The sequence below is a fragment of the Micromonospora parva genome (genome assembly GCF_000718515.1).
Lineage (GTDB): Bacteria > Actinomycetota > Actinomycetes > Mycobacteriales > Micromonosporaceae > Micromonospora > Micromonospora parva.
Genome location: NZ_JNZS01000024.1, coordinates 71,253 through 85,445 on the forward strand (window position 1 = coordinate 71,253; position 14,193 = coordinate 85,445).

General features: G+C 73.1%; 13 protein-coding genes and 1 pseudogene. 13 read left to right on the top strand and 1 reads right to left on the bottom strand.

Annotated features, from left to right (window positions below; translation table 11 throughout):
- The first annotated feature begins 100 nt into the window (after positions 1–100).
- The 9 genes from IF22_RS0126820 (at position 101) to IF22_RS0126860 (ending at position 9,559) form a co-directional block, all read left to right on the top strand.
- Complete coding sequence (locus IF22_RS0126820; RefSeq protein WP_030336714.1) at positions 101–919, top strand: GNAT family N-acetyltransferase; 819 nt, start codon at positions 101–103, stop codon at positions 917–919.
- On the top strand, positions 916–1,854 hold the full coding sequence (locus IF22_RS0126825) for a lysophospholipid acyltransferase family protein (RefSeq protein WP_036412364.1): 939 nt from the start codon (positions 916–918) through the stop codon (positions 1,852–1,854). The genes IF22_RS0126820 and IF22_RS0126825 overlap by 4 nt, the downstream gene beginning before the upstream one ends.
- Positions 1,855–2,072: 218 nt before the next feature.
- A complete protein-coding gene (locus IF22_RS0126830) occupies positions 2,073–2,897 on the top strand; it encodes a DUF4097 family beta strand repeat-containing protein (protein ID WP_030336718.1) in 825 nt (274 codons plus the stop codon).
- Positions 2,894–3,505 (top strand): PadR family transcriptional regulator, encoded by a 612-nt coding sequence (locus tag IF22_RS0126835; RefSeq protein ID WP_030336719.1) that lies wholly within the window; start codon positions 2,894–2,896, stop codon positions 3,503–3,505. The genes IF22_RS0126830 and IF22_RS0126835 overlap by 4 nt, the downstream gene beginning before the upstream one ends.
- A 72-nt stretch (positions 3,506–3,577) precedes the next feature.
- A complete protein-coding gene (locus tag IF22_RS0126840) occupies positions 3,578–4,279 on the top strand; it encodes a response regulator transcription factor (RefSeq protein ID WP_030336721.1) in 702 nt (233 codons plus the stop codon).
- Positions 4,276–5,832 (top strand): sensor histidine kinase, encoded by a 1,557-nt coding sequence (locus IF22_RS0126845; RefSeq protein WP_030336723.1) that lies wholly within the window; start codon positions 4,276–4,278, stop codon positions 5,830–5,832. The genes IF22_RS0126840 and IF22_RS0126845 overlap by 4 nt, the downstream gene beginning before the upstream one ends.
- Positions 5,833–5,894: 62 nt before the next feature.
- The gene (locus IF22_RS0126850; protein ID WP_030336725.1) at positions 5,895–7,484 is read left to right on the top strand and encodes a trypsin-like peptidase domain-containing protein; all 1,590 of its coding nucleotides are present in this window, start codon (positions 5,895–5,897) and stop codon (positions 7,482–7,484) included.
- 181 nt (positions 7,485–7,665) lie between these two features.
- Positions 7,666–8,337 carry a BON domain-containing protein gene (locus IF22_RS0126855; protein ID WP_030336727.1) on the top strand — a complete coding sequence of 224 codons (672 nt, stop codon included), beginning with the start codon at positions 7,666–7,668 and terminating at the stop codon, positions 8,335–8,337.
- A 166-nt stretch (positions 8,338–8,503) separates the two neighbouring features.
- Positions 8,504–9,559, top strand: coding sequence for a glycosyltransferase family 4 protein (locus tag IF22_RS0126860; RefSeq protein WP_081884056.1), 1,056 nt, complete (start codon positions 8,504–8,506; stop codon positions 9,557–9,559).
- A gap of 17 nt (positions 9,560–9,576) precedes the next feature.
- Here IF22_RS0126860 and IF22_RS0126865 read toward each other — a convergent pair whose 3' ends face one another.
- Positions 9,577–11,079 (bottom strand): serine/threonine-protein kinase, encoded by a 1,503-nt coding sequence (locus IF22_RS0126865; protein WP_051708806.1) that lies wholly within the window; start codon positions 11,077–11,079, stop codon positions 9,577–9,579.
- A gap of 166 nt (positions 11,080–11,245) precedes the next feature.
- On the opposite strand from IF22_RS0126865, the gene IF22_RS0126870 reads away from it, so the two are divergent.
- The 4 genes and pseudogenes from IF22_RS0126870 to IF22_RS0126885 form a co-directional block, all read left to right on the top strand.
- Positions 11,246–12,079 (top strand): patatin-like phospholipase family protein, encoded by an 834-nt coding sequence (locus IF22_RS0126870; protein ID WP_030336732.1) that lies wholly within the window; start codon positions 11,246–11,248, stop codon positions 12,077–12,079.
- Positions 12,079–13,083, top strand: coding sequence for a 1-acyl-sn-glycerol-3-phosphate acyltransferase (locus IF22_RS0126875; protein ID WP_030336733.1), 1,005 nt, complete (start codon positions 12,079–12,081; stop codon positions 13,081–13,083). Before IF22_RS0126870 ends, IF22_RS0126875 begins: the two co-directional genes overlap by 1 nt.
- Before the next feature lie 192 nt (positions 13,084–13,275).
- Complete coding sequence (gene cutA, locus IF22_RS0126880) at positions 13,276–13,596, top strand: divalent-cation tolerance protein CutA (protein WP_030336735.1); 321 nt, start codon at positions 13,276–13,278, stop codon at positions 13,594–13,596.
- Between the two features lie 47 nt (positions 13,597–13,643).
- Positions 13,644–14,193, top strand: a pseudogene (locus IF22_RS0126885) (hypothetical protein); the annotation flags it as partial.

Consider the following 14,193-nt stretch of genomic DNA (forward strand, 5'->3'; position numbering starts at 1 on the left):
GGTCCCCGCCGGGCGTCGCCAGCGGTCTCGCCGGCCGGCGTTCACCCGATCGACACCAGTGGTCCCCGTGGATGGCAACCCGGGCACCTACACAGATCCCATGGCCGTTCTGCATGCCGCTGGCGCACCCTTGACGACCAGCGGATACACCCTGCTGATCGCCGACGACCCCATCCAGGTCGCGGCCGCGCAACGCCTGCGCCACGAGGTGTTCGCCACCGAGTTGGGCGCCACCCTCCTTCCCGGCGAGGCCGGGCTGGACGTGGACCCCTTCGACGCGTACTGCGACCATCTGATCGTCCGCGAGGACAGCACCGGCGAGGTGGTCGGCACGTACCGGCTGCTGCCACCGGGACGCACCGCTCGGCGGTACGCCGAGAACGAGTTCGACCTCACCGCGCTCGACCCGCTCCGGGACGACCTGGTCGAGACGGGCCGGTCCTGTGTGCACCCGGACCATCGCTCCGGGGCGGTGATCAACCTGATGTGGGCTGGCCTCACCCGCTACCTGCACCTGCGTGGCTCGCGCTGGCTCGGCGGCTGTGCGTCGGTGCCGGTGGCCGACGGCGGGCGGACGGTCGCCGAGGTGTGGGCCCAGGCCCAGGCCCGGCACCTGTCGCCCCCGCCGCTGCGGGTCCGCCCGTTGCGGCCCTGGTTCGCCGAGGCCGCCGCCGCCACCGGCCCGCTCCCCGCCGCCACCGGCCCGCTCCCCGCCGCCACCGGCCCGCTCCCCGCTGCCAGGGCCGGGCGCGTCACCATTCCGCCACTGCTGCGGGGTTATCTCCGGCTGGGTGCGTGGATCTGCGGCGAGCCGTCGTACGACAGCGACTTCGGCTGCGCGGACTTCTACGTCCTCTTCTCCCTGGACCGGATGAACCCGCGCTACCTGCGGCACTTCCTGGGTGGGGAGCAGCGGTGACCGGCGTACCGCGCGACCTGTGGCGGCCCTTTTCGGGCTGCGACGACGACTGCCTGCCGGTGGCCGGCGAGGTGCCCACCGTGCCGGTGGCCCGCCGGGTGCTCCGGCTGGTCGCCGCGCTCGGCATGCTGCTGGCCGGGATCCCGGTGGCGCTGCTGTCGCCAGTGCTTCCCACCCGGGAGCGGCAGACGCTGATCAGCGGCTGGGCGCGGGCCACCGTGCGCGCGTTCGGTGTCCGCCTCGTGGTGAAGGGGCGGCTGCCCCGGCGGCGTGCGCTGCTGGTCGCCAACCACGTCTCCTGGCTGGACATCCTCGCGGTGCTGGCGGTCGCGCCCACCCGGATGGTCGCGAAGCGGGAGGTCCGCTCGTGGCCGGTGCTCGGGCTGCTGGCCGCGGCGGCGGGCACCGTCTTCGTGGACCGGTCCCGGCCGCTGGCGTTGCCGACCACCGTCGGCCGGGTCGCCGACGCGCTGCGCGCCGGGCGGTCGGTGACGGTTTTTCCGGAGGGTACGACGTGGTGCGCCGGAAGCACCGCGACCGACTGTCGTCCCGGCGGTGGCTTCCGGCCCGCGACGTTCCAGGCGGCCATCGACACCGGCAGTCCGGTGGTGCCGCTGCGGCTCAGCTACCGCTGTGCGGCCACCGGGTCGACCACCACGGTCGCCGCCTTCCTCGGCGCGGACACCCTGCTGCGCTCGGTGGCCCGGGTGGTCACGGCGCGGGAGCTGGTGGTCTCGGTGGCGATCGCCGGAGCGCTGCACCCGGCCCGTGGCGCCGACCGGCGGTGGCTGGCCCGGGCCGCCGAGTCGGCCGTACACCTGTTGCCAGCGGCGGGTGCCCCGACGCCGGCCCGGCTGCGGGCGGTCCCCACGGCGAGCCCGACTGTTCCGGTCCCGACGCACACCCCCGATCGGGAGCTGGACCTGGCGGCCTGAGGGAGAGCCGCCCGCGCCCCGCGCCTCGCGCCAAGATCGCGCTCGATCCAGGAAAGAGTGGCCTCGGTCGTGCGGGAAGCCACTGGATCCAGGATCGAGGGCGATCTTGAGGTGCGGAGGTGCGCGACACTCGCGACTGTCTTGTGATATCGCGATGTATCGCGTTACATTCTTCTCCTGCTCGGCGTGCGTCCGCGCGTCGGCGAGAGGGGGACGCCATGGCCGGATGGACGATTGAGAGCCCGCAGCGGCTCACCGTGGACGATCCTGTCGTCAGGCTGGACGTGCGACTGATCAGTGGGCGGCTCAACGTGGTCGCCACCGACGGGCCGACCCGGATCGACGTGACCCAGGTCGGCCGTCGGCCGGTCCTGATCGACCACGTCGACGGCCGGCTCAGCATCCGCCAGGAGCGCGGTCGGGGCTGGTCGGACGTCCTGCGGTGGTTCCGGATGATCCACCGCTATCCCCGGGTGGACGTCTCCATCGCCGTGCCCGCCGACGTCCTCGCCGATCTGGGCCTGGTCGCGGGCTCACTCGTCGCCTCCGGCCTGCGCCGGCAGACCACCGTCGACGTCGTCGCCGGCCAGATCACCCTGATGGGGCTCCGCGGCAGCACCTCCGCGAAGATCACCTCCGGGCCGGTGGAAGCGCTCGGCGTCCGGGGCGACCTCACCCTGGAGACGGTTTCCGGCGAGGTGATCCTCGCCGACAGCGCCGCCGACCGGGTGCGGGCGCAGACCGTCTCCGGCGCGATCACCTGCGATCTGGACAACCCTCGGCGCAGCGAGATCCGGCTGACCACCATCTCGGGCAGCATCACCGTCCGGGTCCGCGAGGACAGCGACCTCGCCGTCCGGCTGAACACCGCTTCCGGCCGCATCACCAGCGGCTTTCCGCAGCTGAGCACCTCGACCTTCCCACTTCCCAGCAGCGAGGGGGTGCTCGGCGCCGGCGACGGTAAGCTCTGGGCTTCCGCGACCTCGGGGAGCATCGCCCTGCTCGCCCGAGCGGTCGACGACGACGGGGAGGAGCTGCTGTGACCGCCGTGTTCAGCCACGGTCGGCTCCGGCTCTACCTGCTCAAGCTGCTCGACGACGGCCCGAAGCACGGCTACGAGCTGATCCGACTGTTGGAGGACCGGTTCCTCGGGCTGTACGCCCCCAGCGCCGGCACCATCTACCCCCGGCTGCAACGGCTGGAGGCCGAAGGGCTGGTCAGCCACACCGCGGCCGGTGGCCGCAAGACGTACGAGATCACCGACGCCGGGCGTGCCGAGCTGCGCCAGCGGGCCGGCGAGCTGACCGCGCTGGAGACGGACATCGCCGCCTCCGTGGCGGACCTCTCCAGCCTGGCCGGCGAGATCCGCAGCGAGGTACGCGGATCGGTGCGCGACCTCAAACGGGAGCTGAGCGAGGCCACCCGGCAGACCCGGCGAGCCCGGTGGGAGGCGCCCGCGCCGCCGCCCCGCCCGACGTCGACCACCGGCCCGCAGGCCGAGCTGTTCGACGAACTCGACCAGCGGTTGACCGCGTTCACCGCCGAGGTGGGTCGGCTGATGCGTGCCCGGCAGTTCAGCGACACCCAGCTGCGCACCGCGATCCGGCTGCTCGACGGTGCCCTCGACGGGCTGCGTCGCCTGCTGCGCTGACCGACGGCGACTCACAGCCTTTTTGCAGGAAGCGTCCAGCGCTGGCGCAGTGACGTCACCGATGATTGGCACATGCCCGCTACCCAGACCGAGGCGCGACTGCTTGTCGTCGAGGACGACCCCAACATCCTCGAACTGCTCTCCGCGAGCCTGCGGTTCGCGGGCTTCGACGTGGCCACCGCGACAAGCGGGAGCGCGGCGCTCAACGCCGCCAAGGACCACCGGCCCGACCTGGTGGTGCTCGACGTGATGCTCCCCGACCTGGATGGTTTCGAGGTCATCCGGATGCTCCGAGAGGGCGGCACGCGTACCCCGGTGGTGTTCCTGACCGCCCGGGACGCCACCGACGACAAGATCCGTGGGCTGACCCTGGGCGGGGACGACTACGTCACGAAGCCGTTCAGCCTGGAGGAGTTGACCGCCCGGATCCGCGCCGTGCTGCGCCGCACCACGACCGGCGAGCAGGCCCCGTCCCGGCTCACCTTCGCCGACCTGGAGTTGGACGAGGAGACCCACGAGGTGCACCGGGCAGGCCAGCGCGTGCAGCTCTCGCCGACCGAGTTCAAGCTGCTGCGGTACCTGATGCTCAACGCCAACCGGGTGCTGTCCAAGGCGCAGATCCTCGACCACGTCTGGAACTACGACTTCCGGGGCGACGACAACATCGTCGAGTCCTACATCTCGTACCTGCGGCGCAAGGTCGACACCACCCAGCCCCGGCTGATCCACACTCTCCGCGGTGTGGGGTACGTGCTGCGCAAGCCGGCGGCGTGAACGCGGTCCAGCAGGCGAAGGGTCGGGTACGCAGCGTCCCGCTGCGGGTGAAGCTGGTCACCTCGGTGCTCGCGCTGGTCGCCGTCGCGCTGCTGGTGATCAGCTCGCTGACCGCCTACTTCCTGCGCAACTACCTGCAGGGGCAGGTCGACGGGCAGGTCAGGTCGACCGCCCAGGGCCTGGGTCAGCTGCTCCCGAAGCTGCGCAGCGGGCAGGTCAACGCCATGCTGCCCAGCGACTACGTGGTGTCGGTGGCTGACGAGCAACAGGTCTACCCGGCGATCTACGACGACATCAGTCTCGACCCCGCGCAGCTGCCCACATTCCCCACCAGCCGGGACGGCTTCGAGGACCTGGAGGGGGAGCCGCGGACCGTCGTGTCCCATGACGGCTTCACCAGATGGCGGGTCTACTACGCGGCCCAGCCGGACGGCTCGGTGCTCGCCGTGGGTCAGCCGCTCACCGAGGTGGACCGGGCGGTGAAGCAGCTCGTCTGGATAGACCTACTGGTCGGCGGTGCGGTGTTGATCATGTTGGCCTCGGTCGGTGCGGCGATCGTCCGGACCAGCCTCAAACCGTTGGTGGAGATCGAACGCACCGCCGCCGCGATCGCCGGCGGTGACCTGTCCCGCCGGGTGCCCGACCCGGAGGAGGGGCAGGAGTATCCGACCTCTGAGCTGGGCCGGCTCTCCCGCGCGCTGAACGCGATGCTCACCCAGATCGAGGTGGCGTTCACCGCCCGAGCCGCCTCGGAAACCTCGGCCCGTTGGGCGGAGAGCGCCGCCCGCGACGCCGCCGCCGCCGCTCAGGCGTCCGAAGCGCGGGCCATCCGCTCCGAGGAGCGGATGCGGCAGTTCGTCGCCGACGCCTCCCACGAGTTGCGTACCCCGCTCACCACCATTCGTGGCTTCGCCGAGCTGTACCGGCAGGGTGCGGCCCGCGCGCCGGAGCAGACCGCCGGTCTGCTGCGCCGGATCGAGGACGAGGCGGCCCGGATGGGGCTGCTGGTGGAGGACCTGCTGCTGCTCGCCCGGTTGGACCGGGAACGGCCCCTCGCGCTGACCCCGGTGGAGCTGCCGGTGCTCGCCTCTGACGCCGTGCAGGCCGCGCGGGCGATGGCACCGGACCGGCGGATCGAGCTGGAGATCGAGCCCGAATCGGGCCCGCTGGTCGTCTCCGCCGACGACGCGCGGTTGCGGCAGGTGATCGGCAACCTGGTCACCAACGCGCTGACCCACACCCCGCCGGAGGCCGAGATCCGGGTACGGCTGCGCGCCGAGCCGGGCGGCTTCGCCGTCGTGGAGGTGGCCGACACCGGCCCCGGTCTCTCGCCTGAGCAGGCGGAACGGGTCTTCGAGCGGTTCTACCGGGCCGACGCGGCCCGTACCCGGCGGGCCGACGGCAACACCGGCACTGGTCTCGGCCTGGCCATCGTGGCCGCCCTGGTCGCCGCCCACCACGGCTCGGTCGAGGTGACCGAGACACCCGGCGGTGGGGCCACCTTCCGGGTCCGCCTGCCGTTGCTGCCACAGGTCGACGACGCGGCCGAGTGACTTTCAGCCAACTTCCAGGACGGTTCCAGCTTGATTGCAGTGCTGGGGGAGAAGGTAGTGCCATGACCGAGTTCGAGTCCGACCCGCAGCGCCGGCCGGCCCCCACCGACGCCGAGCCGTCGCACCCCACCGCCGAGCTGCCGCGCGACGAGCGCGTGCAGTCCGACTCCCCGACCACCCCCATGCAGGCCGTGTCGACCGACGGTGACCCGACGGTCGTCTCGACCGCCGCCGACCCGGAGACCACGGCCGCCACCCCGGCCGCCGCGCCCGCCGGTGCCCCGGCCGCCGCCCCGTCGACCGGCTACGAGCGCCCGGCCGCCACCCCGTCCGCGCCGCCGTACCCGGTCTCCGGTCACCCGGCGCCCGGCCAGCCCGGCTACCCACAGCCGGCCGCCGGTCACTACCCCGGTGCCCCCTGGTACGCGGGTCAGCAGTCCGGCTGGGCCGGCGGGGGCCAGCCGGGCATGGCGTACGGCCAGCACCAGCAGCACCCTCAGCACCAGCAGCACCCGGGTCTGCACGCTCAGCACCCGGGCCAGCCGGTCCCGCCGTGGGGCCCGCAGGTCGCGCCGCCCGGCAGCGGTCCCCGACCGGGGCGAATCGCCAAGTTCGCCGGTGCCGGCGTCGCGGTGTTCGCGCTGATGCTCGGTTCCGGCGTGGCCGGTGGGGCGCTCGCGCTCGCCCTCGACGGCGACAGCGGCGGCATCACCCGCACCTACTCCGCGGCCCCCGTGATCAATGGCGCGGACCTGCCGAAGATCGCCGCGTCGGTGCAGGACAGTGTCGTCTCGATCACCACCGACAGCGGTGAGGGCTCCGGAGTGGTGCTCAGCGCCGACGGGTACGTGCTGACCAACAACCACGTTGTCGCGTCCGCCGCCGGTGACGCCGTGCGGGTGGTCTTCGCCGACGGCAAGACCGCCGATGCGAAGATCATCGGCACCGACCCGAAGACCGACCTGGCCGTGGTGAAGGCCAGCGGGGTGAGCGACCTCAAGCCGGCGAAGTTCGGTGACAGCGACGCCATGCAGGTCGGCGACCAGGTGCTCGCCCTGGGCAGTCCGCTCGGCCTGCAGGGTTCGGTGACCTCGGGCATCCTCAGCGCCCGCGACCGCACCATCCGCGCCGGTGAGGGCCAGCCGCAGGACCCGCGCCAGCAGCAGAGCCAGACCGTCAGCTCGATCTCCGGCCTGCTCCAGACCGACGCGCCGATCAACCCCGGCAACTCCGGCGGCGCGCTGGTCAACACCCGGGGTGAGGTGATCGGCGTCAACACCGCCATCGCGACCTCCGGGCAGAGCACCGGCAACATCGGCGTCGGGTTCGCCATCCCCAGCAACAAGGCCAAGGACGTCGCCGGCAAGCTCCAGCGTGGCGAGAAGGTCAGCCACCCGTCGCTCGGGGTCGGCGTCAACCAGGCCGAGGGCGGCGGCGCGCTCGTCGCGTCGGTCACCCCGGGCAGCCCGGCGGAGAAGGCCGGCCTCCAGCGCGGCGACGTCGTCACCCGGTTCGGCGACAAGCCGGTCAACGACTCGGACGACCTGGTCGGCGCGGTGCAGGCCGGCAAGGTCGGCGACCGGGTCGAGGTGCAGTTCAAGCGCAACGGCGCCGAGAAGTCGGTGACCGTCACGCTCGCCGAGACGTCCTGACCACCACCTGAACCTGCTTCCTCCCTCCGGCGGCGGGTGGCGGGGCCGAGGGGGTCGGCTCCGTCACCCGCCGCTTCTTCCGCCGGACGGCGGTTCACCCGGATCGGGTGAACCGCCGTCACCCGTCTGCCCGGCAGATTCGGTTGGCGAGTTTCGGCGACCGGAACCGGGGGTGGGTGCCATGACCGACGTGGTGGGTGTGCGTGACGACCAGCGGATCCAACGCGACGTCCTGGCCGAGCTGGCCTGGGACGCCCAGCTGCAACCGAACGAGATCGGGGTGACCGTCGACCAGGGCGTGGTGACCCTGACCGGATTCGTGGACGGTGCCGCTCGCGGTTGGGCCGCGACCCGCTGTGCGCAGCGGGTTCGCGGCGTACGGGCGGTGGCCGACCAGATGGAGGTGCGGCTGCCCGGCACCCCCGGGCGTACCGACGCCGAGGTCGCCATCGCCGCCACCCGCGCCCTGGAGTGGGACAGTTTCGTGCCCGCCGAGCGGCTGGACGTGACAGTGGCCAACGGCTGGCTGATGCTGCGCGGCGAGGTCGAGTTCGGGTGGCAGCGGCGGGCCGCCGAGGCCGAGGTGCGTCGCCTCGACGGCATCCGGGGCATCACCAACCTGATCGAGGTACGACCCCCGGTGGCGCCGGCCGGCGAGCGGCTGCGGCAGGACGTCCAGCGGGCGTTGGCGCGCACCCTCGGCGGCGAGCGGGTGACCGTCGAGGTGGACGGCGACACGCTGGTCCTCGCCGGAGTGGTCCGGTCCTGGTGGGAACGCGACCAGGTGGAGCGGGTGGCGTGGTCCGCGCCCGGGGTGCGCTCGGTCCACGACCAGCTTCTGGTGGGCGGGTGATCGTCCGCCGTGTCCGGTTTACCGGGGACACCACGGGGGAACCCGCCGCCGACCGGCCCGACCGGCTTGACCGGCGGTGCCACCGCACCGGGGACCAACGGGAGGATTCGTGACCGTGAACCACCCGCCTGCGGGCCGCCCCGAGGAGCGGTCACTGCGCATCGCGATGGTGGTTCCGCCGTGGTTGTCCGTACCTCCGCCCGGTTACGGCGGCCTTGAGCAGGTCGTCGCCGCCCTGGTGGACGCGCTCTGCCGGCAGGGGCACGCGGTGACCCTCTTCGGTGCCGGCGACGACCACGGCACGGCAGCCGACGGCTTCGTCTCCACCGTCGCCGAGGTCCAGTACGAGCGGCTCGGCGAGTCACTGCCGGAGCTGGCTCACCTGGCCCGGGTGAAACGGCTGATCAGCGCTGCCGACTTCGACGTGATCCACGACCACACCACCATCGGCCCGCTGGTCGCCGGCCGCCGGGCCGTGCCGACGGTCGCGACAGTGCACGGAAACCCCGTGGGGGAGTACGGCGACGTGCTGAGCGACGTCGACGCGGGGGTCGCCCTGGTGGCGATCTCGCACGCCCAGCGCCGGCTGAACCCGAACCTGCAGTGGGCCGGGACGGTGCACAACGCGCTGGACATCCGCGGCTTTCCGCGTAAGCACACACCCGGCGCGGGGCCGGTGCTGTGGCTGGCCCGGTTCAGCCCGGACAAGGGCCCGGACACCGCCATCCAGGCGTGCCGGGCCGCCGGGTTGCCGCTGCTGCTGGCCGGCAAGTGCAACGAGCCGGCCGAGCGCCGCTACTACGAGCAGGTCGTCGCGCCGATGGTCGGCGACGATGTGACAGTCGTGCTCAACGCGGACCGCGCGACAACGCTGCGGATGCTGGTCGACGCCCGCTGCCTGATCATGCCGATTCAGTGGGACGAGCCGTTCGGCATGGTGATGCTGGAGGCGATGGCCACCGGCACACCGGTGGTCGCGCTCAACCGGGGTGCGGTGCCGGAGCTGGTCCGGCCGGGGCTGACCGGGCTCGTCGTCGAGCGGTCGGAGGAGCTGCCCGCGGCGTTGCTCGCGGCGGAGCGACTCGACCCGGAGGACTGCGTGGCGCACGTCGCGCAGAACTTCTCGGTCGAGCGGATGGCGAGCGGCTACGCCGAGGTCTATCGGCGCTTCGCCCTCGGTCGGCACGACGTCCGCGCACCGCTCCGGGTGCCGGTGCGCTGACCCGCCGGGTCGCCCGGTCAGGCCCCGGTCGCGCCCAGCTCGGCGATGGCCGCGTCGAGCCGACCCGCGTACGCCGGACTGATGCCGCCCTCACCGACGCGGACGGTGACCTTCGTGCGCAGCCGGGCCACCGGTGGGGCCAGCTCTTCTCGGCCGGAGCTGACCGCCGCGGTCAGGTTGCGCAGCTCGTTGCGCAGGTCGAGGGCCACGTCCTCGCGGATCTCCCCGGCGCTCAACCCGGCGGTGATCAACCCGTCGACCCGGTTGGCGACCTCGGCCAGGGTGCCCGGGTTCGAGGTGGGCGCACCGGTCGTCGGCTTCGCCGACGGTGGCGCGGTCGGCGGGGTCGGTGTGATCGGCGCGGACGACCCGGGGGCCGGCGGGTCGGCCGACGGGGTCGCCACCGGCGCGGCGGAGGGCTGCGCCCGGCGGGTCGGCTGCTGTTCGGGCAGCAGAGCCACCCCGGCCAGCGTCACCCCGACGGCCAGCACCAGCAACAACACCAGCCGCCGCCGGGACCAGCCGGCCCTGGTCTCCGGCTCGCCCGGGGCGGCGGAGGCCCCGCCGTCCGCTGCCCCGCCGTCCGTTGCCATCCCGGCCTTTGCCACGGCCGGCGTCGCCACGGCGGGAGACGGCGGTGGCGGGGGCTCGGTGGGCACCCGGATGGTCGCGGTCGGAGGCTCGGCCGGCAGCGCGTGGTCGCGGAGCGCGGTGGCGACCTGCCGGGCGGTCGGCCGATCGGCTGGGTTCCGGGCGAGACTGCGCAGACAGATCTGGGCCACTGTCGGGGGCAGGTCCGGCAGGTCGGCCAGCGTCGGCGCAGGACCGCTGGCCAGGGCGGAACTGAGCTGCTCCCAGGTGTCCGCCGGGTACGGAACCCGGCCGGTGAGCGCCTCGTGCAGCAGTACGCCCAGCGAGTAGACGTCGGTGGACGGCTGGGCCGGCGCGCCGTCGAGGCGTTCCGGGGCGACGTACGCGGGGGTGCCGAAGGTCTCGCCGTCCTCATCCTCGTCGGGTGCGCCGATCCGGGTGGCGATGCCGAAGTCGAGCACCTTGGCGCCCGTCCCGGTCATCATCACGTTGGCCGGGGTGATGTCCCGGTGCACGATGCCGAGGCGGTGCGCGGCGGCCAGCGCGTCCGCGACCTGCGCGCCCACCTGGACGGCCTCGGTCCACGGCAACGGCCCCTCGGTGAGCCGGAGCTTCAACTCCTCGCCGCTGAGCAGCTCCATCACCACGAACGAGGTGATCGAGCCGTCCGGGTCGACAGTCTCGCCGTAGTCGTGCACGGAGGTCAGGTGCGGGTGCACCAACTGGGCGGCGGCCCGCGCCTCGTCGCGCACCATGCCCCGGAACCGCGCGTCGGCGGCGAGTGACGGGGCGAGCACCTTGAGCGCCACCACCCGGTCCAGCACCTCGTCCCGGGCACGCCAGATGACCGACATGCCACCGGCGCCGATCTGGTCCAGAAGTCGGTATCTGCGAGCCAGTAATCGGCCCGGATGCAGTGCTGCCTTCACAGATCGCACCTGCCTCAGGGGTGGGAGCGGTATCAGGTTGCGCGAATGTGTCCGGCCTGTCAACGCCGTCGCCGCCGGCCGTCGGCGGACGGTCCCTGCCGTGCGGTGACCGTCGGCTGACCACGCCCCACCGGGCCGGCGGCGGGCCCGTGCCAGGATGGGAGACATGGCGGGGGGACCGGTGGCGTTCGTGCTCGGCGGCGGGGGAGTGCTCGGCGCGGTCGAGGTCGGCATGTTGCGCGCGCTGTTCCGCGCCGGCATCCAACCCGACATGGTGCTCGGCACCTCGATCGGCGCGGTGAACGGTGCGCTGGTCGCCGCCGACCCGTCGGAGGCGGTGACCGACCGGCTGGTCCGGCTGTGGGCCTCGCCGGAGGCGAGCGAGGTGTACGGCGACTCGGTCGCCCGGCAACTGCGCCGCTTCGCCGCCCGGACCCACCTGCACTCACCCCGGCCGCTGCGCCGCCTGCTCGAAAGCGAGCTGGGGGTGGACACCACCTTCGCCGACCTGCGGGTGCCGTTCCGCTGCTGCGCCGCCCACATCGAGCGGGCCGCCGAGCACTGGTTCGACAGCGGTCCGGTGGTCCCGGCGGTGATGGCGTCGGCGTCGGTGCCGGGGCTGCTTCCGCCGATGCAGATCGACGGCGCGCACTACGTGGACGGCGGGATCGTCAACTCCATCCCGATCGGCGAGGCGGTGGCCGTCGGCGCCCGCCGGATCTACGTCCTCCAGGTGGGCCGGATCGAACGGGAGCTGACCCCGCCCCGCCGGCCGTGGGAGATCGCGCAGGTCGCGTTCGAGATCTCCCGCCGGCACCGGTTCTTCCGGGAGATGGCGGCGCTGCCCGAGGGGGTGGAGGTGCACGTCCTGCCGACCGGCGGGCTGAACCCACGCGACGACACGCCGTGGGCGTACCGGGACATGGCGGCGGTGGGACGGCGGATCAGCCGCGCGTACACCGCCTCCCGGCGCTACCTCGCCACCCACGCGGAGCGGTGATGCCGCTGCCTCCCCGGTGGCTGCGTCGGCTGTTGCTGGCCCCCGCCGTCGTGCTGCTCGCCTTTTTCGTGGTCACCACGCTGCCGGTCTGGGCGCTGCTCGCCGCGGCCGCGTCCCCGCTGGTCCCGGGCCGGTTGCGCCCGCTGCGGCTGCTCTGGATCGGCTGCTTCTACCTGGTCTGGGACGCTGCGGCGCTCCTCGCGCTCTTCGTGCTCTGGGCCGTCTCCGGCTTCGGCTGGCGCACCAGGTCGCCGGCCTTCCAGCGCGCCCACTACGTGCTGGCCGGCTGGTTCCTGCGGGTGCTGTTCTGGCAGGCACGTTGGACACTGCGGTTGAGCATCGACGTGGTGGGCACGGACCCGGACACCGCGCTGCCCGGCCGACCCGAGCTGGTGCTCTGTCGGCACGCCGGGCCGGGTGACTCGTTCATCCTGATCCACGGGCTGGTCAACTGGTTCCACCGGGAGCCACGCATCGTCCTCAAGGACAGCCTCCAGTGGGATCCGGCGGTCGACGTGCTGCTCAACCGGCTGCCCAACCGGTTCATCGCGCCGACCCCGGAGCGCGGCGAGGATACGGTCCGTCAGGTCGGGCACCTGGCCAGCGGCCTGGACGACAACGACGCGTTCGTGATCTTCCCCGAGGGCGGCAACTTCACCCCCAAGCGGCGGTTGCGCGCCATCGCCCGACTGCGCTCACTCGGCCTGGAACGGATGGCGCTGCGCGCCGAGCGGATGCGCCACGTGCTCGCCCCGCAGCCCGGCGGGATGCTCGCCGCGCTGGACGCCGCACCGGACGCCGGGGTCATCTTCGTCGCCCACACCGGACTGGACCGGATGCTCACCGTCGCCGACGTGTGGCGGGAACTGCCGATGGACAAGCGGATCGTGATGCGGTTCTGGTCGGTGCCGCCGGAGGAGGTTCCGACCGGGCGGCAGCAGCGCATCGACTGGCTCTTCGACTGGTGGGCGCAGATCGACTCCTGGATCGCCGCAAATCGGTGAGCGCGAGGAGTGCAGCGAAGCGGAGCCCCGCAGTCGCGAGGTAAAGCGGGCTCCGGTGAGCGCGAGGAGTGCAGCGAAGCGGAGCCCCGCAGTCGCGAGGTAAAGCCGGCTCCGGTGAGCGCGGCGATGCGCAGCGTAGCGGTCGCGAGCGATTGACGGGCTCAGCGGCGTATGGCCGCGTAGGGTGCGGGCGTGGACGAGATCTGCGTGGTGACAACTGTGGTTGACGCGCGTTCGGTCGCCGATGTGCTGGCCGCCGCCGCCGTCGCCGGCAGGCTCGCCGCCTGCGCCCAGGTGGGTGGTCAGGTGGACAGCACCTACTGGTGGCGGTCCGGAATGGAGACGAGCACCGAATGGTCGGTGCAGTTCAAGACCGCACCGGACCGGCTCGCCGCGTTGCTGGACCAGATCCGGGTCAGTCACCCGTACGAGGTGCCGGAGATCCTGGTGTCCAGGGTGGAGAGCGGCAACCCCGACTACGCCACCTGGGTGTACGAGCACACCCGTTCCTGAGTACGCGCACTCTGGGGCGTACCCGGTGGGCTGTCGATGATGACCGGGTGGACGACACCCGTTACCCCTGCCCCGCCTGCGGTGCGCCGGCCGATCTGAGTGCCGGTTGCTCCGGCTGCCGGCGCGCGCCCGACCCGATCGCCGCCGAGGTGGTCCGGCTGAGCCGGGAGGTCGCCGAGCTGGAGCCGCAGGTGGAGCGGGCCCGCCGCGCGTACACCGAGCTGGCCGGACGCCTGACGGCCGTGTCGCGGCGGCGGGCCGAACTGGCGGCGGTCGTCCGTGCCGGGTTGGCTGCCTCGGTCGTGGCGCGCCCGCCGTCGCTCGTCGGGCCGGCGCCGGCCATCGGCCCGGGCCCTGGCGTCGCGGCGGATTCGCGGCCGGGTGCGGCGGAGACCTCGACGCGGACGGTCCAGGGTCTGCTCTTCGTCCTCGGTGGACTCCTGCTGGGCACCGCGGCGGTGGTGTTCACGGCTGTCGCCTGGGCGGCGGTGGGGGTTGGCTCCCTGGGTCGGGGCGCCCCCGCCGTCGCTCGTCGGGCCGGCGCCGGCCATCGGCCCGGGCCCTGGCGTCGCGGCGGATTCGCGGCCGGGTGCGGCG